This is a genomic window from Streptomyces sp. NPDC048479, assembly GCF_040651435.1.
Taxonomy (GTDB): domain Bacteria; phylum Actinomycetota; class Actinomycetes; order Streptomycetales; family Streptomycetaceae; genus Streptomyces.
This window is the reverse complement of the sequence record NZ_JBEZKA010000053.1, coordinates 1-26571: the sequence shown is the minus strand read 5'-3', so window position 1 is coordinate 26571 and position 26571 is coordinate 1. Positions and strand designations below refer to the sequence as shown.

Annotated in this window: 14 protein-coding genes and 1 pseudogene; 7 read left to right on the top strand and 8 right to left on the bottom strand. The window is 70.9% G+C overall.

Going from position 1 to position 26571, the window contains the following annotated elements:
- Window positions 1-194: pseudogene (locus AB0D12_RS38950) on the bottom strand (methylmalonyl-CoA carboxyltransferase); the annotation flags it as partial.
- A gap of 561 nt (window positions 195-755) precedes the next feature.
- Here AB0D12_RS38950 and AB0D12_RS38945 point away from each other — a divergent pair.
- The 4 genes from AB0D12_RS38945 (at window position 756) to AB0D12_RS38930 (ending at window position 7354) form a co-directional block, all read left to right on the top strand.
- Complete coding sequence (locus AB0D12_RS38945) at window positions 756-3878, top strand: AAA family ATPase (RefSeq protein ID WP_362694170.1); 3123 nt, start codon at window positions 756-758, stop codon at window positions 3876-3878.
- A complete protein-coding gene (locus AB0D12_RS38940; RefSeq protein WP_362694167.1) occupies window positions 3859-4794 on the top strand; it encodes a metallophosphoesterase in 936 nt (311 codons plus the stop codon). The genes AB0D12_RS38945 and AB0D12_RS38940 overlap by 20 nt, the downstream gene beginning before the upstream one ends.
- Window positions 4791-5519 carry a 4'-phosphopantetheinyl transferase superfamily protein gene (locus tag AB0D12_RS38935; protein ID WP_362694164.1) on the top strand — a complete coding sequence of 243 codons (729 nt, stop codon included), beginning with the start codon at window positions 4791-4793 and terminating at the stop codon, window positions 5517-5519. The genes AB0D12_RS38940 and AB0D12_RS38935 overlap by 4 nt, the downstream gene beginning before the upstream one ends.
- 173 nt (window positions 5520-5692) lie before the next feature.
- A complete protein-coding gene (locus AB0D12_RS38930; protein ID WP_362694161.1) occupies window positions 5693-7354 on the top strand; it encodes an NAD(P)/FAD-dependent oxidoreductase in 1662 nt (553 codons plus the stop codon).
- Window positions 7355-7429: 75 nt separating this feature from the next.
- On the opposite strand, the gene AB0D12_RS38925 is transcribed toward AB0D12_RS38930, so the two are convergent.
- The 6 genes from AB0D12_RS38925 to rfbD all read right to left on the bottom strand — a co-directional run bounded on the left by AB0D12_RS38925 (window position 7430) and on the right by rfbD (window position 13298).
- Entirely contained in the window at window positions 7430-8833 is a 1404-nt protein-coding gene (locus AB0D12_RS38925; protein ID WP_362694158.1) for a class I adenylate-forming enzyme family protein, read from the bottom strand.
- 259 nt (window positions 8834-9092) lie between these two features.
- Window positions 9093-9737 carry a thioesterase domain-containing protein gene (locus tag AB0D12_RS38920; RefSeq protein WP_362694155.1) on the bottom strand — a complete coding sequence of 215 codons (645 nt, stop codon included), beginning with the start codon at window positions 9735-9737 and terminating at the stop codon, window positions 9093-9095.
- Window positions 9734-10720, bottom strand: coding sequence for a dTDP-glucose 4,6-dehydratase (gene rfbB, locus AB0D12_RS38915; RefSeq protein ID WP_362694152.1), 987 nt, complete (start codon window positions 10718-10720; stop codon window positions 9734-9736). Before rfbB ends, AB0D12_RS38920 begins: the two co-directional genes overlap by 4 nt.
- Window positions 10717-11784 (bottom strand): glucose-1-phosphate thymidylyltransferase, encoded by a 1068-nt coding sequence (locus AB0D12_RS38910; RefSeq protein ID WP_362694149.1) that lies wholly within the window; start codon window positions 11782-11784, stop codon window positions 10717-10719. Before AB0D12_RS38910 ends, rfbB begins: the two co-directional genes overlap by 4 nt.
- Window positions 11781-12395 (bottom strand): dTDP-4-dehydrorhamnose 3,5-epimerase family protein, encoded by a 615-nt coding sequence (locus AB0D12_RS38905; protein WP_362694147.1) that lies wholly within the window; start codon window positions 12393-12395, stop codon window positions 11781-11783. Before AB0D12_RS38905 ends, AB0D12_RS38910 begins: the two co-directional genes overlap by 4 nt.
- A gap of 3 nt (window positions 12396-12398) precedes the next feature.
- Complete coding sequence (gene rfbD / locus AB0D12_RS38900; RefSeq protein WP_362694173.1) at window positions 12399-13298, bottom strand: dTDP-4-dehydrorhamnose reductase; 900 nt, start codon at window positions 13296-13298, stop codon at window positions 12399-12401.
- Between the two features lie 409 nt (window positions 13299-13707).
- Between rfbD and AB0D12_RS38895 the strand changes: the two genes are divergently transcribed.
- The 3 genes from AB0D12_RS38895 (at window position 13708) to AB0D12_RS38885 (ending at window position 16744) form a co-directional block, all read left to right on the top strand.
- On the top strand, window positions 13708-14697 hold the full coding sequence (locus tag AB0D12_RS38895) for an ABC transporter ATP-binding protein (protein ID WP_362694144.1): 990 nt from the start codon (window positions 13708-13710) through the stop codon (window positions 14695-14697).
- Window positions 14694-15545, top strand: a complete 852-nt coding sequence (locus tag AB0D12_RS38890) for an ABC transporter permease (RefSeq protein WP_362694141.1) — start codon at window positions 14694-14696, stop codon at window positions 15543-15545. Before AB0D12_RS38895 ends, AB0D12_RS38890 begins: the two co-directional genes overlap by 4 nt.
- A 143-nt stretch (window positions 15546-15688) precedes the next feature.
- Window positions 15689-16744, top strand: a complete 1056-nt coding sequence (locus tag AB0D12_RS38885) for an ACP S-malonyltransferase (RefSeq protein WP_362694138.1) — start codon at window positions 15689-15691, stop codon at window positions 16742-16744.
- 227 nt (window positions 16745-16971) lie between these two features.
- Here the strand turns inward: AB0D12_RS38885 and AB0D12_RS38880 are convergent.
- On the bottom strand, window positions 16972-26571 hold a 9600-nt coding region (locus AB0D12_RS38880; protein ID WP_362694135.1), incomplete at its 5' end, for an SDR family NAD(P)-dependent oxidoreductase.

The following is a 26571-nucleotide window of genomic DNA, read 5'->3' as shown; positions in this document are numbered from 1 at the left end:
CTGAACGAACCCTCGTCCAGCAACAGCGCGATCCGCTCACGGGCGGTCAGCTTGCCCTTGGCATGCTGCGCCTGGGTGGCACGCTCACTCGGCCCACGCCGGGCCTGCTCACGAACAGCGTGCAGCTCGGCCACTTTCCCGATGACGGTCGTCGTGCCCCGGTACGCGGGGGCACTCTGCTGGGTCGTCGTCATGCGCCATCTCCACCCCGGCCCGGCGACGCGGGCGGCTCTGCGGTCCAATGGGCCTCAAAGGCTCACATCGGGCCATTCAAACGAGCGGCGCAATGAGTTCTCCACCATCACCTACCCCTAATCTTCACGCGACCACCCCTAGAACAAGTAGGGCCGCAATACGGCCAGGTCATCGACGAGGTGTTCGAGCGGCGGCGTTTCTTTGAGGTTTCTCTGAGGGTTCCTCTCTTTCGTGGCGCCCTGGGCACATGACCAGCAGCGATCGATGCCACCCGGCAACCCACTGTTCATTCAGTCGAGTTACCCGTGAAACAGGTCGACGTGACGCTGCAATGGCACGCACACAATCGACGGCCGGGACGTTGATACAGTTCGAACGGACCCGCCGAACGGGAAGAACTGGGGTGTCGTCCAACCTGGAGTGAGCGCTGCGAATTCCCTTGCGCTCCTTAGGCGTTGACAGCACTTCCCGTGCGTGCAGGAACGCGGAGAGTGGCCATGTTGCGGGAATGACACCCGACGTGCGCCATTTCACATCGCAACGGGGAGGCTTTTGCAGCTGTGTTGGTGGAGCGGGATGAACAAATCGGAAGATTGACCTCCTTCGTATCCGGCGTCGCCTCCGGCACAGCGCCCGGAACCGCCTCCGGGACCGGCCGGATCGCCGTGATCAGCGGGCCTGTGGCGTCGGGCAAGACAGCACTCCTCCATCGCGTACTGGAACTGGCGGCCGACGCGGGCCCACGCGCCCTCACCGCGGTCACCTCACCCGCGGAACAGGCAATTCCGTTCGGCGTGGTGGAGCAGCTGCTGCGCGACGCGCAGGCCGCCGCCGACCGGCTGCCGCTGCACTCGCCGGCCGGCCCGGACGCGGCACTGGGCTCGGAGCCGCGGACGGAGTCGGAGCCGGTCCCCGACGAGATCCTCCTGGCCTTTCACGCCCAACTCGCCGGAGTCTGCGCGCAGGGGCCGGTCCTGATCGCCATCGACGACGTGCAGTACGCCGACCCGCAGTCGCTGCACTGCCTCGCTCACGCACTGCTCCGGGCGCCCTCCTCCGGCGCCGCGATGTCGCTGATGGTGACGCGCGGCCCCGACGCGGGCGGCACGCCGCCGCGCATCCTGGAGGAACTGCTGTACCAGCTGCGGGGGTTGCACATCCGGCTGAGTCCGCTGAGCGTCGACGGCGTCGGCCGGCTGCTCGCGGCCCGGGCCCCGGAGGCCGGTACGGAGAAGCCCGCGGCCGATGCCTCACAGTTCGCTCCGCTGGCCGCCTCCCTTCATGCGGCGACCGGCGGCAACCCCCTGCTCGTCCATGGGTTCATCGAGGACCGCCTCAGCCGGCAGCGGCTTTCAGCGGCCGGCCCGGCCGCCATGGACCACCCGCGCCGGCCGGTCGTCGTGGACGGCCAGGACTCCGTGACCCCCATGGGCACGGTGGACCCGCTGGATGCCGCGGACGGCGAGGACGACATCTGCGCGGGCACCGCCATCGACATCGCCGTGGACATGGACCTCGACATCGCCGGCGAGGAGCACATGCCCGGTGCGGGCCCCGCGTCGGCCGAGGTCGAGGACGCCTTCGACGGACCGCCCCACGCGGGCGAGCAGTTCCTGCAGAGCGCACTGATCTGTGTGCACCGCACGGGATCCGACGGTCTGCGGGTCGCCCAGGGCATCGCCCTGCTGGGCTGCGCCGGATCGATGTCGCTGCTCGCCCGGCTGGTAGAGGTCGAGGAGCGGACCGCGGGGCAGGTGGTCACCGCCCTCGGTGAGGCGGGAGTCCTGGAGCGGTCCAGGTTCCGGCACGGCAGCGTGCAGACCGCGGTGGTGGAGAGTCTGGCCGACGACGCGGTGACGCGACTGCGCCAGCGGGCGGCTCGGCTGCTGTACGAGGACGGGGCGGCGCCGTTGGTCGTCGCGGCCCAACTGCTCGGCCATGAGATGCGCGCCCCCGACGAGGAGTGGGTGCCGCGGGTGCTGAGCGAGGCCGCGCGTGCGGCGATGGCCATGCAGCGGGTCGGGTTCGCGGTGCGCTGTCTGCGGATGGCGGAGAGCTGCTGCCGCGACGAGACGGAGCGGATGCTGCTGCGAGCGACCCTGGCCAAGTTCATCTGGCGGGTCAAACCGTCCGCGTGGGCACAGCAGTTGCGGCCGCTGCTGGGGGCGGTACGGGACGGCCTGCTGCCGCCCACCGACACGCTGCGGCTGGTCTGCGATCTGCTGTGGAACGGCTGGATGGACGACGCGGCCACCGCGATCCGTCAGGTCGTCGACGTACTGCCCCAGTCTCCCGACGCCCCGCTCGCCACCGAGCTCCGGGCGCTGCGGCTGGCCCTGGCCAGCACGTATCCGACGGTGCTCGAACACATCGGTGACGGGCCGGCCCCTGCACGCGGCGGCGAGCGTCCGCCGGCGCCGGAGGAGGGCCGCCTGACCGCGGCGAGGGTGTTGCACGGCGTACTGAGCGGCAGCGAGGGAGCGCGGGATGCGGCCGCGGAGGACTTCGCCGACAGCGCCGAGCAGATGCTGACCAGCACGCGGCTGACGGAGGAGACACACCTCGGGATGCGCGCGTGCCTGCTGACGCTCCTTTACGCGGACCGGCTGGGTACGGCGACACTGTGGGCCGACCGGCTGCTGGTGGAGGCAGCGAACCGCAGGGCGCCGGGGTGGACCGCGGTGCTGCGGGCGATGCGGGCACACATGTCATTGCGCCGGGGTCATCTGGCGGAGGCCAGGCGGCTGGCGGAGCAGGCGCTGGAGCAACTGCCGCCGCACGGCTGGGGCGTGGGCATCGGGATGCCGCTGTCGGCCCTCATCGAGGCGCGGACGGCGATGGGCGATCACGAGGCGGCGGCGGAGCTGGTGGACCGCCCGGTGCCCGAGGAAATGTTCATGACGCGCTATGGGCTGCACTATCTGTACGCGCGCGGCCGGCACCAGTTGGCCACAGGACGCCAGCACGCGGCGCTGACCGACTTCGCGGCCTGCGGCGAGCTGATGCGGCGCTGGAACATGGACCGTTCGGCGCTCGCACCCTGGCGGGTCGGCGTCGCCGAGGCCTGGCTGGCGCTGGGCAGCCGCGAACAGGCGGAACGTTTTGCTCGGGAGCAGCTCGCCGGGGACGCCGGACAGCGGGTGCGCGGACTCGCGCTGCGGGTGCTCGCGGCGGCCCGTCCGCTCCGCGAGCGCCCCGCGCTGCTCGGCGAGGCCGTGGCGCTGCTCCAGGAGGACGGCGACTGGTACGAGCTGGCGCGAGTGCTGACCGATCTCGGACTGGCGCACAAGCAGCTCGGCGACCCGGCCCAGGGCAAGCTGCACACCCGCAGGGCGTGGCGGATCGCCGAGGGCTGCGGCGCCCGGGAGCTGTACCGCTCGCTTCAGCCCAGCCAGCCCTCGCAGTCCTCGCAGTCCTCGCTGCCCGCGCCGCCGCGCTCCGCCGTACCGGCGAGTGCCGTGCGGCCGCAGTCCACGGCGGCGGTGTCCTCGCTGACGGACGCGGAGCGCAGGGTGGCGGCGTTGGCCGCGCACGGTTACACCAACCGGGAGATAGGGACCAAGCTCTTCATCACCGTCAGCACCGTGGAACAGCATCTGACCCGGGTCTACCGGAAGATCAACATCACGCACCGTCAGGACCTTCCGGTCAGTTTGGACATCGATGTCGCACACACCGCCTGACCCCACCACCCCGTCCGTGCCCGCGCCGCCCCCGGAGGCCGCCCCCCGGCTGCTCGCGGTGAGCGATCTGCACATCGGGATGGCCGACAACCGGCCCATAACCGAGTCGCTGCGCCCCTCCCACGAGGACGACTGGCTGATCGTGGCCGGGGACGTCGGCGAGCTGACCGAGGACATCGAGTGGGCGCTGCGGCTGCTGGCCGGGCGGTTCACCAAGGTCGTGTGGTCGCCGGGCAACCATGAGCTGTGGACCCCGCGCGAGGACAAGGTGCAGCTGCGCGGCGAGGAGCGCTACCGGTACCTGGTGGACATGTGCCGGGGGCTGGGCGTCGTCACGCCCGAGGACCCGTGGCCGCTGTGGCAGGGGCCCGGCGGGCCGGTCGCAGTCGCTCCCCTGTTCCTGCTGTACGACTACACGTTCCGGGTGGCGGGCACCTCGACCAAGGAGGAGTCGCTGGCCCGGGCGCACGAGGCGGGCGTGGTGTGCACGGACGAGTATCTGCTCCACCCCGACCCGTACCGGAGCCGTGACGACTGGTGCCGGGCCCGGGTCGCGGCGACCCGGCGGCGCCTCGTGGCGCACGATCCGTCGGTGCCGCTGGTGCTGGTCAACCACTTCCCGCTGGTGCGCGAGCCCACGGATGTGCTGTGGCACCCGGAGTTCGCCCAGTGGTGCGGCACGGTGCTGACCGCCGACTGGCACCGCAGGTTCACCACCGCCGCCGTCGTCTACGGACATCTGCACATCCCCAGGACCACCTGGTACGACGGGGTGCGATTCGAGGAAGTGTCGATCGGCTATCCGCGCGAGTGGCGCCGGCGCGGCCATCCCAAGGGACTGCTGCGGCAGATCCTGCCGTACACCCCGAAACCGGAGACCGGCGCCAGGACCGACCCGCAGGAGGCACGATCATGATCGAGGCACTGCTACCCGAAGGGGCCGTCGTGAGCGACGCCTTCGGGCCGGACGGATCGGCGACGCTGTACCCCGAGGAGGCGGCGCTGGTCGCCAGGACGACGGACCTGCGCCGCGAGGAGTTCACCACCGTACGGGCATGTGCGCGGCGCGCCCTCGCCGCACTGGGGCTGCCGCCGTCCCCCGTCCTGCCCGGGGTGCGCAATGTGCCCCAGTGGCCCGACGGCGTCGTCGGAAGCATGACCCACTGCGCCGGCTACCGGGCCGCGGTGCTCGCGCGGGACACGGACCTGGCAATGGTCGGGATCGACGCCGAGCCCGATCTGCCGCTGCCCGAGGGGGTGCTGGAGTCGATCGCGCAGCCGCGGGAGCTGGCCTGGGTGCGCGCGGGAGCCGGGGCGCGGCTGTGCCGGGACCGGCTGCTGTTCAGTGCGAAGGAAGCGGTCTACAAGACCTGGTATCCGCTGCTGGGCACCGAGCTGGACTTCGACGACGCCGACATCTCATTCCGTCACGAGGACGGACCGTCGGGTGGGCCGGCGGGCACGTTCACGGCGCGAATTCTGCGTCCGCAGCCCGGTCCGGACGGGCGAATGGTGAATAAATTCACCGGCCGATGGCTTTCGGAGCGCGGCATCATTGTGACGGCGATCACTGTGCCCGCCTATCGCGTGGCGACCACGGTGCAAAGCCGTCCGGGCACGGCCCGTTACCAGGGTGGCTAGGGGTTGTCGCGTCAACTGCCGGTAAATAGCGTGGGATTACCGGCACGACTGCGTACGGCCGCTTCGATGCCCCGCCTTACGGGGCCCGGCTCGACGCCGCGATTTCCGGCTCAGCTCGGAATGTCTCCGGTTTCCCTGGAAGCGATGTCGAATCGGCCCGAGAGGTATTCCAGATGACGTCAGTCAGCCCGGCTCCCACCACCATGCTCGTGCCGGACTTCCCGTTCTCCTACGACGGCTGGCTCCGCCATCCGGCCGGCCTGGGCGTCCTTCCGCCCGGACGCGCCAGAACGCCGGTGGCCGTGGTCGGCGGCGGAATGGCGGGGATGACCGCCGCGTACGAACTGATGCGGCTGGGCCTGCGCCCGGTCTTGTACGAGGCGGAGCAGCTGGGCGGCCGGATGCGTTCGGTGCCCTTCCCGGGAGCGCCCGGCTGCGTGGCGGAGATGGGGGCGATGCGCTTCCCGCTCTCCGCGCGCTCGCTGTTCCACTACATCGATCTGCTGGGGCTGCGCACCCGCCCCTTCCCCAACCCCTTGGCCGCGAGCACCCCGAGCACCCTCGTCGACCTGGGCGGTGAACGCCACACGGCCCGAGTCGTGGACCAACTCCCCGATGTCTACCAGGAGGTGGCCGTCGCCTGGGAGAAGGCGCTCCAGGAGCGGGCCGAGCTGGCCACCATGCGGGACGCGGTCCAGCGGCGGGACGTCGAGACGCTGAAGCAGATATGGAACCGGCTGGTCAGGGAATTCGACGACCAGTCCTTCTACGGTTTCCTCGCCACGAGTTCGGCCTTCCAGTCGTTCCGGCACCGGGAGATCTTCGGGCAGGTGGGGTTCGGCACCGGCGGCTGGGACACCGACTTCCCCAACTCGCTCCTGGAGATCCTGCGGGTGGTCTACACGGAGGCGGACGACAACCAGGTCGCCATCGCCGGCGGTTCCCAGCAGGTGCCGCGCGGGCTGTGGGAGCACCGGCCGGAGAGCTGCGCGCACTGGCCGGCCGGCACCTCTCTCGCCTCCCTGCACGACGGACAGGCGCGGCCCTCGGTGCGCGCTGTCGCCCGGGACGGCGACGGCTTCCTCGTCACGGATGCAGACGGGCGGCGGGACCGGTTCGCCGCGGTGGTGTACACCCCGCATGTGTGGACCCTGCTGAACCGTGTCGAGTGCGACCCGGCGCTGCTGACCGCACCGCTGTGGACCGCTGTGGAGCGCACCCACTACATGGGCGCGTCCAAGCTGTTCGTCCTCACGGACCGGCCGTTCTGGCACGACACGGATCCGCGCACCGGCCGTCCGGTGATGAGCATGACCCTCACCGACCGGATGCCGCGCGGGGTCTATCTCTTCGACGACGGGGCGGACCGCCCCGGCGTGATGTGCCTGTCGTACACCTGGAACGACGACTCGCTGAAGATGGCGACGCTGAGCGCGGCCGAGCGGCTCGATGTGCTGCTCGAGAAGCTCGGCGCGATCTATCCGGGTGTCGACATCCGCTCGCACATCGTCGGTGATCCGATCACCATCACCTGGGAGAGCGAGCCGCACTTCATGGGCGCGTTCAAGTCCAATCTGCCGGGCCAGTACCGCTATCAGCGACGGCTGTTCACCCAGTTCATGCAGCGCGGCCTGCCCGATGCGGAGCGCGGCTTCTTCCTGTGCGGCGACGACGTGTCCTGGACGGCGGGCTTCGCGGAGGGCGCGGTCACCACGGCGCTGAACGCGGTGTGGGGCGTGCTGGACCACCTGGGCGGCGCCACGCATCCGGACAACCCGGGGCCCGGTGACCTCTTCGACGCCCTGGCCCCCCTCGACCTGCCCTACGACGGCTGAGGCACCGGCCCGGACGGACAATGGCGCCCTCACCCGTGAGTGGGGGCGCCATCGGCGTACGAGGCCCGCGGTCCCCTATACGGCGGCCATCCGCGTCAGCTCCTTCTTGTCCGGCTTGCCGTTGCGGTTGAGCGGGAACTGCTCCAGGACGACGACCCTGTTGGGCTGTTCGAAGGCGGGCAGCAACGCGCACAGCCGCTCCCGCCAGTAGGCGGCGTCCCTCTTCTCGTCGTCCTCGACGAAGAAGACCAGCTGGGAGCCGCGGAGCTCGTCGGGCAGGGGCACGATCCGGGTGGGGCAGCCCTCGGCGGCCACCTTCCGCTCGATGAGCTCTGGGTAGAGCGTGTAGCCCATGCGGTGCACGGCGAACTTGCGCCCCAGGACGTAGAGGTTGCCGTCCGCGTCGAGGTGGCCGAGGTCGCCGGTGGCCTGCCAGCCCGTGGCGGCGGGCACGACGGAGCCGTCGTCGGCTATCTGCCCTTCGAGCGCGTCGGGGGTGTCGACCTCGATCTCGCCCGGCTGCCCCGCGGGCAGTTCGCGGCCGTCCTCGTCGACGATCCGCAGCCGGATGCCGTCCATGGCACGGCCACAGGAGACCGGATTGTCGAGGGTGGCGAAGGAGATGTTGTTCAGCTCCGTCGAGCCGTAGCTGTCCAGCAGCGGCAGGCCGAACTCCTGGACGTAACTCTCCACCAGCGGCGCGTCGAGCGGGGCCGCGCCGACGCAGAACATCCGGGTACCGGTCAGATGGGCGCGCAGCACCGGCCTTCTGGTCACCAGGCCCAGGATGCTGCGGTAGCTGGATGGGGTGGCGTCGATGACGGTGGTGCCCGAGTCGCGGGCCATGCGCAGCGCGCGGTCGAGACGGCGGTAGGGGGCGATCACCAGGGAGCAGCGGGTGAGCCAGGCGATGAGCACCATCGACAGGCCGTACTGGTGGGCGAAGGGCAGCAGCGGCATCAGGACGTCGTCGGGGCGGTGGCCGACCTGGTGGGCGTTGCGGCGCAGATTGGTCAGGAACTTGCCGCCGGACTTCACCACGCCCTTCGGCGAGCCGGTGGAGCCGGAGGTCCACATGATGAGGCCGTCGGTCAGCTCACCCCAGGCGTCGAACGACAGGGCACGGTCGGCGGGTTGGCGTCCCGCGGTGGCGACCATGAGCTCGTACAGATGGATCGGGTCGGCGTCCTGATCGATGGGGGTCTCGTCGTCCACGAGCGTGACCTTGACGCCGGTACGCAGTGCGATACGGCGGGTCTCCTCCATGTGCTCCTGCTGGTCGACGAGGACGATCGAGGCGCCGACGTGCATCAGCGCGTACAGCACACAGACATAGCTCGCCGAGTTGCCGGCCTTCAGCATGACCCGGTCGCCGAGGCCGACTCCGCGTTCGCGGATCACATCGGCGACGCGGAGGGCGTCCTGCTCGAACTCGTCGACGGGCCGTACCGAGTCGGCTGCAAAGATCTTCGCGGTCATCGGTCGCACACTGTCCTTCCTCTGGGCCGAACGTAACCGGAGCCGGCGTGCGGTGCGCCGTGCCAAGGCGTGTCCGGGCCCGTTCAGGGGTGGATCGCGGGATTCGCGAGCTTCACAAGAAATGGGGAGATTCGGTCGGTGCCGCTCCGTGGACGCGGGTCTCCACACGGCACGCTAGGCAGCGGGAGAAGGCGCGGGTACCCCTGTCCCGCCCCTAGATCCCCTGCTTCGGTGCCACACGATCGGGGCCCGGTGGTGCTCAGTCCGGCTCGGGTCCATGGAGCGAAATCAGCTGATCGTGCACGAGGTTGACGACTTCGCGGCGGTGCGAGTCGAGATACCCGCGGGTGCCGGGGAAGACCTCCAGGTCGAACCGGCCTGCCGTGCAGCGCCGCCAGGCCTTCACTCCTGCCAGCGGTGCGCGCGGGTCGTGGTACCCCGCCAGGGCGACGACGCGGCAGTTGAGCGCGGGCGGGCCGAGACTGCCGCGGTGGCCCGGTCCCGTACGGCCGGAGACGAACAGGGTCAGGGGTCCCGCGTCGGTCTCCCGCTCCAGCCGCTTGGCGACCGTGTAGGCGAGTTCGGCGCCGAGGCGGTGGCCGAAGAGGGCGAGCGGGCGGTCCGCCCAGCCACGGACCGCATCGAAGATCTTGTCGGCGAGCGCCGCGTCCTCCTCGGCCGAGTGCTCCTCCTCGGAGGTCAGGGCCGGGTACTGGATGATGAGCAGCTCCACGGTGGGCAGCAGCAGCTCCGACATGGCGAGGTAGCAGACCGAGGAGTTCCGCGAGCTCGGGAAGCAGATCATGCGGTAGCTGCTCGGGACCGCCGGCTGCCGGATCTGAATCAGACTGACATCGTCGGGGGTGGTCTCCCTGGTGGAGTGCTGGGTGCACTCATATGTCATGCGCCCTGAAGCTCCGCCTCGGGCGCTGCCCAGAACGGGCGGTTGTCTCTGTACCAGGCGACGGTCTCGGCCAGGCCCTCGGTGAAGTCCTGCACGGGGGTGTAGCCGAGCTCGGTGCGGATCTTCGTCCAGTCGACACTGTAGCGGCGGTCGTGACCCTTGCGGTCGGTGACGTGCTCGACCCGGTCCCATCCGGCGCCGCAGGCGTCCAGGAGCAGCCCGGTCAGCTCCTTGTTGGTGAGCTCGGTGCCGCCGCCGATGTTGTACGTCTCCCCCGCACGGCCGCCGGTCAGGACGGCCAGCAGCCCGCGGCAGTGGTCGTCGACGTGCAGCCAGTCGCGGACGTTCTCGCCGTCGCCGTAGAGCGGGACGGTTCCGCCGGTGAGCAGCCGGGTGACGAAGAGCGGGATCACCTTCTCCGGGTACTGGTAGGGGCCGTAGTTGTTGGAGCAGCGCGTCACCCGTACGTCGAGGCCGTGGGTACGATGGTAGGACAGGGCCAGCAGGTCGCTGGACGCCTTGGACGCCGAGTAGGGCGAGTTGGGGGCCAGCGGGTCGGTCTCGACCGAGGAACCCGCTGGGACCGATCCGTACACCTCGTCGGTCGACACATGCACGAAGGGCCCGGTGCCGTGCCGCAGCGCGGCCTCCAGCAGCGTGTGGGTGCCGAGCACATTGGTGCGTATGAAGGCGTCGGCCTGCTCGATCGAGCGGTCGACATGCGACTCGGCCGCCAGGTGCACCACGGCGTCATGGGCCGCCACCAGCCGGTCCACCAACGGTGCGTCGGTGATGTCGCCGTGCACGAAGGTGAAACCCCGCTCGTCCTCGACGGGCGCGAGGTTGGCGCGGCTGCCCGCGTAGGTGAGGTTGTCCAGGACGGTGACGCGGACGTCGTCGCCCAGCGGTTTGTCCGGGCCGAGGACGGTGCGTACGAGATGGGAGCCGATGAAGCCGGCCGCTCCCGTGATCAGGATGTTCATGAACGGATCTGCACCTTGCTGTGGTCGCCGAGGATCAGGCGGTGGGCCTGGGGTGTGCGGGGCGCGGGAGTGACCTGGGCCTGGCGGCCGATCATGGACGCCTCGATGCGGCGGACGCCGTCGATGGCCGCGCCGGCCAGGACTATGGAGTACTCGATCTCGCTGTCGACGACCACGCAGTCCTCCGCGACGGAGGTGAACGGGCCGATGTAGGAGCCCTCGACGCGGGTGCCGCGGCCGATGACGGCGGGGCCCACGATCCGGGAGCGGGTGACCACCGCACCTTCCTCGACGACGACCCGGCCGACCAGCTCGCTCTCGTCGTCGACGGAACCCGCGCAGTAGGGGGTCAGGCTGTCGAGCACCGAGCGGTTGACCTCCAGCATGTCGGTGGCGTTCCCGGTGTCCTTCCAGTAGCCGTTGACGGTGGAGGAAGCGATGTCGAGGCCCTGGTCGAGCAACCACTGGATGGCGTCGGTGATCTCCAGCTCACCGCGGGCGGAGGGCCGGATGGCGTCCACGGCGTCGTGCACGGCGGCCGTGAAGAAGTACACGCCGACGAGGGCCAGATCGCTCTTGGGGAACGTCGGCTTCTCCTCCAGGCCGGTGACCCTGCCCGTCTCGTCGAGGGTGACGACACCGAAGGCGGACGGATTGGGGACCTGGGTCAGCATGATCTGCGCGGCCGGCCGCCGGGTGCGGAAGTCCTCCAGCTGCTCGCTGATCCCGCCGAGCAGGAAGTTGTCGCCCAGATACATCACGAAGTCGTCGTCGGCCAGCCAGTCACGTGCGAGGCGCACGGCGTGGGCCAGGCCGAGCGGCTGGTGCTGCGGGATGTAGGTGACGCTGATGCCGAAGCGGGAGCCGTCGCCGACGGCGGCTCTGATCTCCTCGGCCGTGTCGCCGACGATGATGCCGACATCGGTGACGCCCGCGTCGGCGATGCCTTCGAGGACGTAGAACAGGATGGGCTTGTTGGCCACCGGCACGAGTTGCTTGGCCGAGGTGTGGGTCAGGGGGCGCAGGCGGGTGCCGGATCCCCCCGACAGGACGAGCGCCTTCACGGGGTCTCCTCGCTGAGTGGTGTGGCGAGCGAGGACACGTACCGTACGCAGTCCTCGTACGCGGGCAGCAGGCCCTGGGCCTCGGCCGCCGCGACGGTGGGGGCCGCGGCGTCCTTCGGGGACAGCAGCGGTTCGGTGCCGGGGAGCCAGACGATGCCCAGCTCGGGGTCGAGCGGGTCGATGCCGTGCTCACGGCGCGGGCTGTAGCCCGAGGTGGTCAGATAGACGACGGTGGCGTCGTCGGTGACGGCCTGAAACGCATGGCCGAGGCCCTCGGAGAGGAAGACTGCCCGACGGTCGCGGTCGTCCAGTTCGACCGCCTCCCAGTCCCGGTAAGTGGGAGAGCCCGGGCGCAGGTCCACGATCACATCGCGCACCGCGCCGCGTACACAGGTGACGTACTTGGCCTGGCCGGGAGGGAGATCGGCGAAGTGGACGCCGCGGACGACGCCGCGGCGGGACACGGAGCAGCTGACCTGGGCCAGTTCGAGGCGGCGGCCGGTGGCGAGCTGGAAGGCCTCGCCCTGGAACGCCTCCAGGAAGGTGCCACGCTCGTCACCGTGGAGCTGCGGCTCGTACAGCCACGCGCCCTCTATCGACAGGGGTTTCACCCTTCAACAGCCTTTCAGGTCAGGGAAGTTCACGGTCTCAGGAGGGTGCGCGCCCACGAGGGCCTCGGTGAGGGCCGCCCGCCAGTGGCGCATCGGGTCCATGCCCTCGGCGGCCCACCGGTCGTGGCCCAGGACGCTCCAGGCGGGTCGGACCGCCGCCCGCTCCAGCCGTGAGCTGTCCATGGCGCGCACCCGGTTGGCGTCCTGGCCGGCCAGCCGGAACACCTCGCGGGCCAGTTCGTGCCAGGTGGTGCGGCCTGCCCCGGTGGCGTGGAAGACGCCGCGGGCGCGGTCGGCGGGCAGGGTGCCGAGCGCAATGAGCCGGGCGGCGACATCGGGTGCCCAACTGGGCTGCCCGTGCTGGTCGTCGACCACCTCCACCGTCCGTCCCGGCTCCTGCGCGAGACGGGCCATGGTGTGCACGAAGCCGCCGCCGTCGCGTCCGTACAGCCAGGAGGTGCGCACCACGGCCGCCGCGTCCGGGAGTCCGGCCAGGACGGCGCGCTCGCCGGCGAGCTTGGTACGCCCGTACGCGGTGCGCGGGTCGGGTTCGGCGTCCTCGGCGTAGGGGCGGCCGGCGTCGGCCGAAGTACCGCCGAAGACATAGTCGGTGGAGACATGCAGCAGCCTGCTGCCGGTGGCGGCGCAGGCGCGGGCGAGATGCCCCGGCCCTGTGCCGTTGACGTCCAGGGCCGAGGCCTCCTCGGTCTCGGCCAGGTCGACGGCGGTCCAGGCGGCGCAGTTGACGACGACATCGGGGCCGCCGTCGGCCACAGCCGCGGCGACCGCCGCCGGGTCGGCGAGGTCGAGATCGACCCTTCCGGTCCGTACGGGGTCGGCGCCGTGGGCGGTGAGCTGGGCGGCCACCTCGCCGCCGAGCATGCCGGTCGCGCCGATCACCATCCACCGCAGCGATCCGGGATCGACTCCCGAGCCCGCGGACACACGACCCGCCGACGCTTCATTTTGCGAAAAATAATTCGGCGCGATCACGCGTCGATGCTATGAGGATATTCGACGAAACCGCAACACTCGCCGCCCCGAAGGTTTTCAATAGGGGTTACGAATGCATCCGCGCGAGCCTCCCCAATAACCCCTATCCCCCCCTAAGGTCGCCGCGTTCCCCCTAGATGCAAGGGCAGTTGGACCAGTGCACCGCCATGCGTGCTAGACAGGGCCTGCACCACTTCTGTGTCCTATTCAGTCGGCGCTCTACGCGCGGCCGGTCACGCGACTTTCCTGTGCGAATTCCCCGGACCGCCGCTGTCGCGTCCCGCTTGATTCGCAGGCGTAAATGAATCTTAAACCACCCGTGCATTCCGCCGTCGTGGTCGACGGACTGGTCAAGAAGTACCGGGACCGCGACCGACCAGCGGTGGACGGCTTGAGTTTCTCGGTCCGCCGGGGGGAGGTTTTCGGATTTCTCGGTCCGAACGGAGCGGGCAAGACGACGACCATCGGCATCCTCACCACTCGCGTGGCCCCCACGGCGGGACGCGCGTTCGTGCAGGGCGTCGACGTCGTGGCCAGCCCCGCGCAGGCGCGCCGGGCCTTCGCCGTCGTACCGCAGCGCAACAACCTCGACCGGTCACTGACCCTCCGCCAGAACCTGCTCTTCCACGCCGGCTACCACGGCATGAGCCGGTCCGAGCGCGGACGGCTCGCCGACGAGTGCCTGGAGTGGGTGGGGCTCGCCGACCGGGGCAAGGCCCGCGGTGACGAGCTCTCCGGCGGACAGGCCCAGCGGGTGATGATCGCCCGTGCACTGATGCACCGCCCCGAGGTGCTCTTCCTCGACGAGCCGGCCACCGGACTCGACCCGCAGGCACGGCTGTTCATCCACGAACGCGTGGCCGAGTTGAGCAAGCGCGGTGTGACCACGGTGCTGACCACCCATGACATGGACGAGGCCGCCAAGCTCTGCGACCGCGTGGGCATCGTCGACCACGGCCGCCTGCTCGCCCTCGACACCCCGCAGGCCCTGATGGAGAGCCTGAGCAGCACCGCGCTCACCCTCACCGTGCAGCCGGCGGAGCCGGGACCCGAGAGCGTCGTCCGCCTGCTGGAGAAGATCGAGACGGTCGAGCGGATCGAGCTGGTGCACCAGGAGGACGCTGAGGAGCAGGGCGGCGCGCCCGCGCCCGTACGGCTCCGTCTCTACAGCGACGCGCCGTCCGGCGCGGTGCTGCCGATCGCCATCACGGCCCTGACGGAAGCGAGTTGTGACATCAAGGACATGAGCGTCGGCACCGCGACACTGGAGGACGTCTTCATCGAGCTCACCGGCCGGGAGCTGCGATGACGGCCACCACCACCGCACCCGACCCGGTCGCCGACTTCCCCGCGGAGCTGCGGCCCGCGCGCACCGATGTGCGCACGGCGATCCGCACGTTCTTCTTCATCCTGTGGCGGGACATCTTCGTCACCGGCCGCGAACTGGGTCCGTTCCTCGCCCAGGTGCTCGTGGAGCCGTTCTTCATCCTGTTCGTCTTCGGCAAGGTCCTCGGCGAACTCGGCTACACCAGCGGCGGGTTCCAGCAGGTCCTGCTGCCCGGCGTGGTGGCCCTCAACAGCTTCCTGGTCAGCCTCCAGAACACGGCGCTGCCGCTGGTCATCGACTTCTCCTGGACCAAGGAGATCGAGGACCGGCTCCTCGCGCCGATCCCGACCAGTCTGGTGGCCATCGAGAAACTGGTCTTCGGCGCGCTGCGCGGGATCATCGCCTCGCTGGTCATGATCCCGGTCGGCTTCCTGCTCCTCGACGACGTGTCCTGGCCGATGGACAGCTTCCCGTCCACGCTGGGCGTACTGCTGATGGGCGCGCTGGCGGGCAGCACGGTGGGCCTGACGATCGGCACGCTGGCCCCTCCGCGGCACATCAGCGTCATCTTCGCCGTGACGCTGACCCCGCTGATGTTCACCGGGTGCACCCAGTTCCCCTGGCACGGACTGGCGGACATCCGCTGGTTCCAGGTGCTGTGCGCCATCAACCCGCTGACCTACGTCAGCGAGGGGATCCGCGACCTGCTGCTGCCGCCCGGCGCTCCCGCCTCGATTCCGCTGTGGGTCGATCTGCTCGCCCTGAGCGGGGCGATCGTGCTCTTCGGACTGATCGGCATCAAGGGGTTCCACCGCAGGGCGCAGGACTGATCGCCCTCTCCCCCGCCTTGTCCCTCCCGGCCTCGTGCCCGGCCCGGCGCACCCGCGTCCGGCCGGGTGCGGGGCCGTTTCTCGTCAGTGACGCCGGCAGGCGACTGCCGGTGCAATCCCGGAAGCAAAGGCATTCACGGATCATGACCAATTCCGATTCCGAGCAGGCTCCCTCGACCGATTCCGCCGGTCCCGCCGATTCCGCTGGTCCCGCGGGTTCGGGTGGCTCCGGTGGCTCCGCGGATTCGGCCGGTGCGCCGGCCGGCCGGACCGGGACCGCGATCGTCTTTCCCGGCATGGGCCCCTCGGCTTTCGCGGAGGTCGGAAAGTTCCTGCTGCTCGACCCCTATGCCCGCCAGCGCCTCGCGGAGGCCGACGAGGCGCTCGGCTATTCGGTGTTCGACCGGTTCCGCACCTCCGAAGAGGACTACTCGGTCTATTCGCAGATCGCCTTCCTGGTGAACTCGATGGCGATGGCGGACCGGGCGGTGGACACGCTCGGCATCTCCCCCACCGTCTGCACCGGCCCGAGCTTCGGCCAGAAGGCCGCCGCCGCCTTCGTCGGATCGCTGCCCTTCGCGGACGTCGTCCGGCTCACCGCGGAGCTGGCCCGCTGCGAGGAGGAGTACTTCACCGGTGCGTACGAGGACGTCGTCACCCATTCCTTCGTCCGCACCCCGCAGGAGCGGCTGGACGAGATCCTCGCCGGCTTCGACGACCGTGGCGCCTGGTACGACATCTCCGGCCGGCTCGACGCCGGTTTCCACATGCTGTCCGTACGGGAGAAGGAGCTCGACGGGCTGAAGGCGAGCATCAGCGCGGCAGGCGGATATTCCATGTACTCGATGCGCCCGCCCGTGCACGCGGCGGCCTTCTCGGCGCTGCGGCGCAAGGCGGAGGAAGAGGTCTTCGCCGCGTACGAACTCGCCGATCCCACCCTGCCCGTGGTCACCGACCAGGACGGCACAGTCGTCCGGGACGCCGCCGGGATGCGCACGATGATGCTGGACACCTTCGACCGGCCCATCCACTGGCCGAGCGTGGTGGAGTCGCTCAAGGGGCTCGGCGTGGGCACGGTGTGCGTGACGGGACCCGACAACCTCTTCCACCGCCTCGATCTCACCAAGGACAGCTTCGAGGTCGTGACGGTGGGGCTGCCGAAGAAGCGCTCGCGCGAGCGCGAGAGGCGCGTCGCCTGACAACGGGGGCGAGCCGTACGGGGCTGTGACTGCTGGTGACCGTCGTTGGGCAATGGTGGTCACCAGCGGGAACCGGTGGGCACCCGTGGGCGCAGACCAACGGCCCATACGGATCCGGGTCCGGCCAACCCGTACGGATCAGGCTTCGGCCACCACGACAAGGGCCGGGCCCCACCATTGCGGTGGGGCCCGGCCCTTGTGCCTGTCCGGTGGGTGCCTGTCGGCCGTCAGCCGGTGGTGTCCAGCCACCCCTCGACGGCCTGCGCGGTCGTCGGAGCGTGCTCCTCCATCATGGTGAAGTGGTTGCCCGGCACGTCCACGGCGGTGTGCTCCAGGTCCCAGTAGGAACGCCAGTCGCCGTCCGTGGACCGGGACCAGTCGAAGAACCGCTCACCCGCCCGTATCAGCAGGGTCGGCGTCTTCACGGCCGCGGGCTTCCAGCCGCCGAACAGCCGGAAGTACGCGCCCATCGCCAACAGCCTGTTGTCGTCGACCGGTACGTAGGTGTCCTGCCGCTCGTCCATCCCCTCGGAGAGGCCGGGCTGGATGCCGATGATCGCGTCGTCGTCGTGCGAGTAGATGTCGATCATCACCAGCGCCTGGGGGAAGACCCCCGCGCTCTCCAGCTTCCCGGCGACCGCGTGGGCGAGCATGCCGCCCGAGGAGTGGCCGAGGAGCACGAACGGCGCGCCGTCCGCGTGCCGCAGCACGGCCTCCGCCTGGGCCTCGATCACCGCGTCGGTGGTCGAGGGCAGCTGCTCGCCCCGCAGGAATCCGGGTGCGCCGAGCGCGTGAACGTCCCGGCGGCCCCGGAACGCCGAGGCGAAGCGCGCGTACTGGTGCGGGCCCGAGATCGACAGGATCGAGGAGAAGCAGACCAGTCCCGGCCGTGTGTCGCCGCGCGAGAGCCGCACCAGGCTCGGTGCCTTGCGCAGCTCGGCCGGTGAGGCGAACGAGGGCCGGAACCGCGACGCCTGCATGAGCAGTTCCATGAACTGCCCGGACGCACCTTGCGTTCCAGCCTCCTGGAGCATGGCTCCGAAGACACCCGCGGAGTCCTCCCCGCCGCTGTCCGTCTCCCCGTCGGACGCCGCCGCGCCGGGGGCTCCGGCGAGTTCGGCGCGCAGCCGGCCGGCGACCAGCGCCGGTGTGGGGTGGTCGAAGAGCAGGGTGGCGGGCAGCCGCAGGCCGGTCGCCGCGTTCAGCTGGTTGCGCAGCTCGACGGCGGTCAGCGAGTCCAGACCCAGCTCCAGGAACTCCTGCGACTCCCCCACCGCGTCCGGCGACGGATAGGCGAGTACGGCGGCCACCTGGGCACGCACCAGGTCGAGCAGCACCCGCTCCTGCTCCTCCTGAGGCAGCCCGGACAGACCCGCGAGCCGTCGCGCGGCGGCGGATGCGGCCGAGTCGGCGGCCTGATGTGCGGCGGCCCTGCGGGGACCGCCTCGCACCAGCCCGCGGAAGACGGCCGGAAGGGCTCCGGCGTCGGCCTGGGCCCGCAGGGGCGCCGTGTCCAGCCGCATGGCGACGAACACGCCGGCACCGGACACGGAGGTGTCGGACGCTGGGGTGTCGGACGCTGGGGTGTCCGACGCTGGGGTGTCCGACGCTGGGGTGTCCGACGCTGGGGTGTCCGACGCTGGGGTGTCCGACGCTGGGGTGTCCGACGCCGAGGCGTCGGAGACCGGGGCCGCTGAGCCGCCGGTGGCGGATGCGGCGGTGGCGGTCTCCAGGGCCGCGCCCGCCGACGCGAGGGCGCACGCCGTGTCGAAGAGAGCCAGGCCCTCGTCCGAGGAGAGCGGAGTCAGTCCGGCTCGCGCCATCCGCTGGACGTCGGCGTCCGACAGCTCGCCGGTCATCGCGCTGCGCTGCTCCCACAGCCCCCAGGCCAGCGACACCGCGGGCAGCCCCGCCGCGCGCCGGTGCTGTGCCAGGGCGTCCAGGAAAGCGTTGGCCGCCGCGTAGTTGGCCTGCCCGGGGTTGCCGAGCGTGCCGGCCGCCGAGGAGAACAGCACGAACGCGGCGAGGTCCAGCCCGCGGGTGAGCTCGTGCAGATGCAGCGCCGCTTCGGCCTTGGGACGCAGCACGGTGTCGATCCGCTCCGGGCTCAGCGACGCCACGAGGCCGTCGTCGACGCGGCCCGCCGTGTGAACGACGGCCGTGAGCGGGTGCGCGGCCGGGACACCGGCCAGCAGCGCGGCCAGCGCCTCCCGGTCGGCTGCGTCGCACGCGGCCACGGTCGCCTCGGCTCCCAGTTCGGCCAGTGCCGCGACCAGCTCCGGGGCGCCTTCGGCGGCGGCCCCGCGCCGGCTGGTCAGCAGCAGGTGCCGTACACCGTGCTCCACGACCAGGTGACGGGCCAGCAGGCTGCCGAGCGATCCGGTGCCGCCGGTGATGAGGACGGTGCCGTCGGGGTCGAAGGCCGGTGCGCGCTCCGTGCTCGCCTGCCCCTCGTGTCCGGCTGCCTGGTCCGACTCGGACCCGGCCGGGCCCTGATCCGGCGCGGCGGGGACAGCGGGGACCCGCGCCAGCCGGGCGGCGTGCAGGACACCGTCACGGACGGCGAGTTGAGGCTCCCCACTCGCCACGGCGGCGGCCAGCAACGGAGCGAGGGACGTGCCCTTCCCGCTGTCGTCGCCCGCGTCCTCCGCGTCGAGGTCGAGGAGCACGAACCGCCCGGGATTCTCGGACTGCGCGGACCGCAGCAGGCCCCACACCGGCGCGTGCGCCAGATCGGGCACACCCTCGCCGGGCCGCGCCTCGACCGCGCCGCGGGTGACCACGACCAGTCGGGACCCGGCGAGCGACTCCTCGGCGAGCCAGCCCTGTACGAGCGCCAGCGTGTCGTGAGCCGCCTGCCGGACAGCGTCCGCCGTGCCTGCCGTGCCTGGAGTGCCTGCCGTAGCCGCCGTACCGTCGGAGGCCGAGGAGGCATACGAGACCAGCACGGTGTCCGGCAGCGGCTTGCCCGCGGCCACGACTCCGCCGAGCGCGGACAGGTCCGCGTATCCGTCGGCGCTGACGCCGGCGTCCCGCAGCCTGGCCTCCACGCCGAGCGGGTCGGCCCCGATCACTGCCCAACGGCCGTCCCCGCGACTGTGCTTGGTGCTGTCCCCGGGGCCGTGCTCCGTACGGGAGCCGGTGGCCAGCGCGGGCCACTCCAGCCGGAAGAGCGACTCGTGGAACACCGGCCGGTCCGCCGGCCTCAACCGCGTCGGGTCGACCGCCCGCAGCAGCAGCGACTCCACCGACACGACCGGTGCGCCCTGCTCGTCGAACGCCGCGAGGGACACGGCGCCGGACCCGGCCGGGGCGAGCCGCACGCGCAGCGAGCCCGCGCCGACCGAGTGCAGACCGACACCGCTGAAGGAGAACGGGAGCCGGATCCGGGCGTCCTCGCCGCCACCGCCGGTCTCGGCATCGGTGGAGGTGAGGAACGAGCCGAGCGCGATGCCGTGCAGACCCGCGTCCAGCAGCGCAGGGTGCACCCCGAAATCGGCGGCCTGGGCGCGCGGGCCCTCGGGCAGAAGCAGCTCGGCGAACAGCTCGTCGCCCCGCCGCCAGGCAGCGCGCAGGTTACGGAAGGCCGGACCGTACGCGAACCCTCCCGCGGCGAACCGGTCGTACAGGTCTTCAGCGTCGAGCGCTTCGGCGTCCGCGGGGGGCCACACGTCCAGGCCGGAGGCGTCGGGCGCGGCGTCGGCCGTGTCCGGCGCGGCGAGCACACCGCCGGCGTGCCGCGTCCACGGCACTTCGTTCCCCGGACGGTCCTCGCCTCCCAGATCCTCGGGACGCGAGTGCACGTGCAGCGCGCGCCGCCCTGTCTCGTCGGGCGCGGCCACGGTGACCCGCAGCTGGAGCGCCCCGCGCTCGGGGAGCACCAGCGGCGCCTCCAGCGTCAGCTCTTCGAGCAGTGCGCTGCCCACCCGCTGCCCGGCGTGGAGCGCGAGCTCCACGAAGGCGGTCCCGGGCAGCAGGACGGTGCCCGCGACGGCGTGATCGGCCAGCCAGGGGTGCGACTGGAGCGACAGCCTGCCGGTGAGCAGAAGCCCTTCGGAGTCGGGCAGTTCGACGGCCGCGCCCAGCAGCGGGTGTTCGGCCGCACCGAGTCCGGCGGAGGCCACATCGCCGACGGAGGCGACGGGCACGTCGATCCAGTAGCGCTCGTGCTGGAAGGCGTAGGTCGGCAGGTCGACGCGCCGTGCGCCCGTGCCGGAGAAGTACGTCTCCCAGTCGACGGGGGTGCCGTGGGTGTGTGCGTGGGCGAGGGCCGTCGTGATCGTCTCGGGTTCGGGGCGGCCCTTGCGGAGGGCGGGCGCGAAGGTGACGCCGTCCTTGCTGAGGCAGTCCTGGGCCATCGCCGACAGGACGCCGTCGGGGCCGAGTTCGATGTACGTCGTGACCCCGGCGGTCTCCAGGGCGCGGATGCCGTCCAGGAAACGGACCCCCTCACGGACGTGCCGTACCCAGAAGTCCGCCGAGCTCATCTCATCCGTGACCACAGCCCCGGTGAGGTTCGAGACCACCGGGATGCGAGGAGCCTCGTACGACAGGCCCTCGGCGATCTCGCGGAAGTCGGCAAGCATGCCGTCCATGTGCGGCGAATGGAACGCGTGACTGACGACGAGCCGCTTCGTCTTACGGCCCTGCACGGCGAATCCGGCCGATATCTCCATCACGGCGTGCACATCGCCGGCGACGACGACCGACTGCGGACCGTTGACGGCGGCGATGCTCACCTGCTCCGTGAGCAGCGGCAGGACCTCAGCTTCGGTGGCCCGGACGGCGACCATGGCTCCGCCGCCCGGCAGCGCCTGCATCAGACGACCACGCGCGGCGACCAGGGTGCACGCGTCATCGAGGGAGAGCACGCCGGCCACATGGGCCGCGGCGATCTCACCGATGGAGTGACCGGCCAGGAAGTCAGGCTTCAGGCCCCACGACTCGACCAGCCGGAACAACGCCACCTCGACCGCGAAGAGAGCCGGCTGCGTGTACGCGGTCTCGTGCAGCAGATCACCCTCGGCCGCGAACAGCACCTCCTTCAGCGGCACTTCAAGTCGCGGGTCGAGCCTGTCGCACACCGCGTCCAGGGCCCGCGCGAAGACGGGATAGGAGGCATACAGCTCCCGGCCCATGCCCAGGCGCTGACTGCCCTGACCGGTGAACAGGAACGCAAGCTTCCCGGCACTCGCTGTTCCAAGCGTCAGACCGGCCGCCGTGCCCTCCGACTCCACAGCAGCCAGAGACCGAAGCAGCTCCTCACGGTCACCCGCCACCACCACCGCACGATGGTCGAAGATCGCCCGCCGCGTAGCCAACGAATACGCCACATCGACAACCCCGGACCCAACCCCGGACCCAACCCCGGCCTCAGGCGAGACCTCCACATGCGCCCTCAGACGCGCCGCCTGACCACGCAGCGCCTCCACCGACTTCGCCGACAACACAAACGGCACCACCGGCACAGCACCCCCACCGGACACAGCCGACTCGATGGTGCGTACCGGAGCGTGCTCGTCCGGTGCCTGCTCGATGATCGTGTGGGCGTTCGTGCCACTGATGCCGAAGGAGGAGATGGCCGCACGGCGCGGACGGCCGGTCTCGGGCCATGCCATCTGCTCGGTGAGCAGCGAGACCGCACCCGCCGACCAGTCCACGTGCGGTGACGGCTCGTCCACGTGCAACGTCCTGGGGACGACGCCGTGGTGCATCGCCTGAACCATCTTGATGATGCCCGCGACACCGGCAGCGGCCTGCGTGTGACCGAAGTTGGACTTGATCGAGCCCAGCCACAGCGGGCTGTCCTCGGGGCGGTCCTGACCGTAGGTGGCAAGCAGGGCCTGCGCCTCGATCGGGTCACCCAGAGTGGTGCCGGTGCCGTGCGCCTCCACGACATCGACCTCGGCGGCCGACAGCCCCGCACTGGCCAGAGCCTGCCGGATCACCCGCTGCTGCGACGGACCGTTGGGAGCCGTCAGACCGTTGCTGGCACCGTCCTGGTTGATCGCCGAGCCGCGGACCACCGCAAGAACCGGGTGACCGTTGCGCTGTGCGTCCGAGACGCGCTCGACGAGCAGCATGCCGACGCCCTCGCCCCACGCCGTACCGTCGGCCGCGGCCGCGAACGGCTTGCAGCGCCCGTCACTCGCGAGGCCGCGCTGACGGCTGAACGCGACAAACGTGCCGGGCGTGGCCATCACGGTGACGCCGCCGGCCAGCGCGAGATCGCACTCGCCGTTGCGCAGCGCCTGCACGGCGAGGTGCAGGGTGACCAGGGAGGACGAACAGGCCGTGTCGACCGTGACCGCCGGGCCTTCGAGCCCGAAGGTGTACGAGACCCGGCCGGAGGCGACACTGCCCGAGCTGGAAGTGCCCATATAGCCTTCGAGGCCTTCTGGCGCGCGGTGCAGGAGGGTGCCGTAGTCGTTGTACATGACGCCCGCGAAGACGCCGGTCCGGCTCCCGCGCACAGCCGCCGGGTCGATCCCCGCCCGCTCGAACGCCTCCCAGGACGTCTCCAGGAGCAGCCGCTGCTGAGGGTCGGTGGCGAGGGCCTCGCGCGGCGAGATCCCGAAGAACGTCGGGTCGAAGTGGTGGGCGTCGTGCAGGAATCCGCCCGCCCTGCTGTAACTGGTGCCCGGTCGGTCGGGGTCGGGATCGAAGAGTCCTTCGACGTCCCAGCCGCGGTCGTCCGGCATGTCCGAGATGGCGTCCCGGCCTTCCAGGACGAGCCCCCACAGGTCCTCGGGCGACCGTACGCCGCCGGGGAAGCGGCAGGCCATCGCCACGATCGCGATCGGCTCGTCGTCCCGGGCCATGACGGCCGTCGGGGCTGCTGCCGCTTCCTGACCGCCGAGCAGTTCGCCGTACAGGTAGTCGGCGAGGACGGCGGGGGTCGGGTAGTCGAAGACGAGGGTGACGGGCAGTCGTACGGCGGTCGCCGCGCCGAGCCTGTTGCGCAGCTCGACGGCGGTCAGCGAGTCGAAGCCCACCTCGTTGAACGACCGTGCCGGGTCGACCGCTTCGGGCCCGGCGAAGCCGAGCACGGCCGCGACCTGCGTACGGACCAAGTCCAGGACCGCACCGGCCCGCTGGTCCGCCGCCAGCGCGGCCAGTTGTCGGGCGAACTTGCCACCGCCGGCCGAACCGCCCCGGGCCGCCCGGCGGGTGGGCATGCGGACGAGGCCGCTGAGGAGCGGCGGGAGCATGCCGCCACTGCTTGCCTGGGCCCGGAGGGCAGCGAGATCGAGCTTTACCGGGACGAACAGCGCCTGCTCGGATGCGGACGCGGCGTCGAACAGCGCCACACCCTCCTCCGCGGAAAGCGCACTGACACCACCACGGCCAAGACGCGACACATCATCGGCGTCCAGCTCACCCGCCATACCTCCCGCCTCGGCCCAGAGACCCCAAGCGAGGGAAGTGGCAGCAAGGCCCTGCGCCGTACGGTGCTGAGCCAGAGCGTCCAGGAACACATTCGCGGCCGCGTAGTTCGCCTGACCGGCACCACCGAACACACCGGCGGCCGAGGAGAACAGCACGAACGCCGACAGATCCATCTCACGCGTCAGCTCATGCAGGTTCCAGGCCGCATCCACCTTCGGACGCAACACGGTCGACAGACGCTCCGGAGTGAGCGACGCGACCACACCGTCGTCCAGCACACCAGCCGTATGCACCACACCCGTCAGCGGATACTCGGCCGGAATGCCATCCAGTACGGTCGCCAGAGCCTGCCGGTCGGCCACATCACACGCAGCCCACCTCACCTCCGCACCCAACTCGGCCAACTCAGCCGTCAGATCCACCGCACCCTCAGCAGCCTCACCACGACGACTCACCAACAGCAGATGCCGCACACCACGCTCGACCACCAGATGACGGGCAAACAAACCACCCAACGTGCCACTCGCACCCGTCACCAACACCGTGCCCTCGAAGCCGAGTTCACGACTGGAGCCGTCAATGGCAGAGGTACGGGCAAGCCGCGGGGCGTAGAGCGCTGCGGCACGTACAGCCGCCTCGGGCTCTCCGGAGGCAAGCACCGCCGACAGCACGTCCGCGTCCACATCGCCGTCAACGTCGACGTCGATCAGACCGAAGCGGCCCGGGTTCTCCGACTGGGCAGAGCGCACCAGACCCCACACCGGAGCATGCACCAGGTCGCTCACGCCCTCGCCCGGCACCGCAGCCACCGCACCCCGCGTCAGGAACACCAGACGCGAGTCCACGAACCGCTCGTCCGCCAGCCACGCCTGCACCAGACCCAACGCACGCCCAACAGCCCCATGCACCGCACCCGCCACATCATCCGCAGCCGACTCCGACTCCGGCGCCACACACGGCACCACCAGCACCGCCGGAATCGCACCGCCCTCGGCAACAGCCGCACCCAGCCCCGCGAGATCCGCATGCACCTGCGAACCGGCACCCAGCATCGCCCAGTCGTCCGCCGAACCGGCCGGACCGCCTGTGGGCAGCGCCGTCCACTCGACGTGGAACAGCGCATCGCCGTGACCGCCGCCGCCCGGCCCGGTGAGCTGGTCGGGTGAGAAGGCGCGCAGGGCCAGGCTGCGTACGGACGCGACGGGCGCGCCGTCCGCGTCCGCGATCTCCAGTGCCACAGCGTCCTGACCGGCACGCGAGAGCCGTACGCGCAGGGTGTCCGCTCCCACGGCGTGGACCGCGACACCGCTCCACGCGAACGGCAGCCGCCCCTGCCCGGTGTCCTCGACGAGGGAGCCGAGGTTGATGGCGTGCAGCGCGGAGTCGAGCAGGGCAGGGTGCACCGTGAACTGTGCTGCTCCGGGCTCGGCTTCGTCCCCGAGACTCACCTCGGCGAACACGTCCTCGCCCCGACGCCAGGCGGCACGCAGCCCCTGGAACACGGGGCCGTAGCCGAAGCCCGAGTCCGCGAGCCCCTCGTACAGCCCCTCCACCGGAACGGATTCGGCCCCGGTCGGCGGCCAGACACCAAGATCGAACGCCGGGGTCTCCGCACCTTCCGCCAGTACCGCGGTGGCGTGCCGCACCCACGGCTCGTCGTCCGCAGCGCTGTCGGCGCGCGAGTGGAACGCGACAGACCTGCGGCCCGATTCGTCGGGCGCCGCGACGGCGATCTGGAGCTCGACCCCGCCGTGCTCGGGCAGCACCAGCGGGGCCGCGAGGGTGAGTTCGTCGACCAGGTCGCAGCCGACCTGGTCCCCGGCCCGGAGTGCGAGTTCGACGAAGGCCGTACCGGGCAGCAGGACCGTCCCCGCCACAGTGTGGTCGGCGAGCCAGGGGTGGGTGTCGAGCGAGAGCCGGCCGGTGAGGAGCAGACCCTCCGCATCCGCCAGAGCCACGGAGGCACCGAGCAGCGGATGATCGGCGGACCGGAGGCCCGCCGTGGTCACGTCCCCGCCGAGCGTTCCCGCGTCGAGCCAGTAGTGCTCGCGCTGGAAGGCGTAGGTGGGCAGGTCGACGCGCTGGGCTCCGGTCCCGGAGAAGTACGCCTGCCAGTCGACGGCGATCCCCCGGACATGCGCCTGGGCGAGTGCCGTGGTGACAGTCTCGGCCTCGGAGCGACCGGAGCGCAGGACCGGCACAAAGGCCGCGGCCTCGCCCGTCACACACTCCTGAGCCATCGCCGAGAGGACCCCGTCGGGGCCGAGTTCGACGTATGTCGTGACCCCGGCGGCCTCCAGAGCGCGGATGCCGTCCAGGAAACGGACCGCCTCGCGGACGTGGCGGACCCAGAAGTCGGCGGACGTCATCTCGTCCGAGACCAGAGCACCGGTGAGGTTCGAGACGACCGGGATGCGAGGAGTCTCGTACGAGAGGCC

Bases quoted from the DNA above. Each gene is read 5' to 3' on its own strand.
- rfbB (WP_362694152.1), bottom strand. From the start codon at position 10,720: ATGAACATCCTGATCACGGGAGCGGCCGGCTTCATCGGCTCCCATCTC.
- AB0D12_RS38890 (WP_362694141.1), top strand. From the start codon at position 14,694: ATGACGGCCACCACCACCGCACCCGACCCGGTCGCCGACTTCCCCGCG.
- AB0D12_RS38925 (WP_362694158.1), bottom strand. From the start codon at position 8,833: ATGACCGCGAAGATCTTTGCAGCCGACTCGGTACGGCCCGTCGACGAG.
- AB0D12_RS38885 (WP_362694138.1), top strand. From the start codon at position 15,689: ATGACCAATTCCGATTCCGAGCAGGCTCCCTCGACCGATTCCGCCGGT.
- rfbD (WP_362694173.1), bottom strand. From the start codon at position 13,298: ATGGTGATCGGCGCGACCGGCATGCTCGGCGGCGAGGTGGCCGCCCAG.
- AB0D12_RS38935 (WP_362694164.1), top strand. From the start codon at position 4,791: ATGATCGAGGCACTGCTACCCGAAGGGGCCGTCGTGAGCGACGCCTTC.
- AB0D12_RS38940 (WP_362694167.1), top strand. From the start codon at position 3,859: ATGTCGCACACACCGCCTGACCCCACCACCCCGTCCGTGCCCGCGCCG.
- AB0D12_RS38920 (WP_362694155.1), bottom strand. From the start codon at position 9,737: ATGACATATGAGTGCACCCAGCACTCCACCAGGGAGACCACCCCCGAC.
- AB0D12_RS38930 (WP_362694161.1), top strand. From the start codon at position 5,693: ATGACGTCAGTCAGCCCGGCTCCCACCACCATGCTCGTGCCGGACTTC.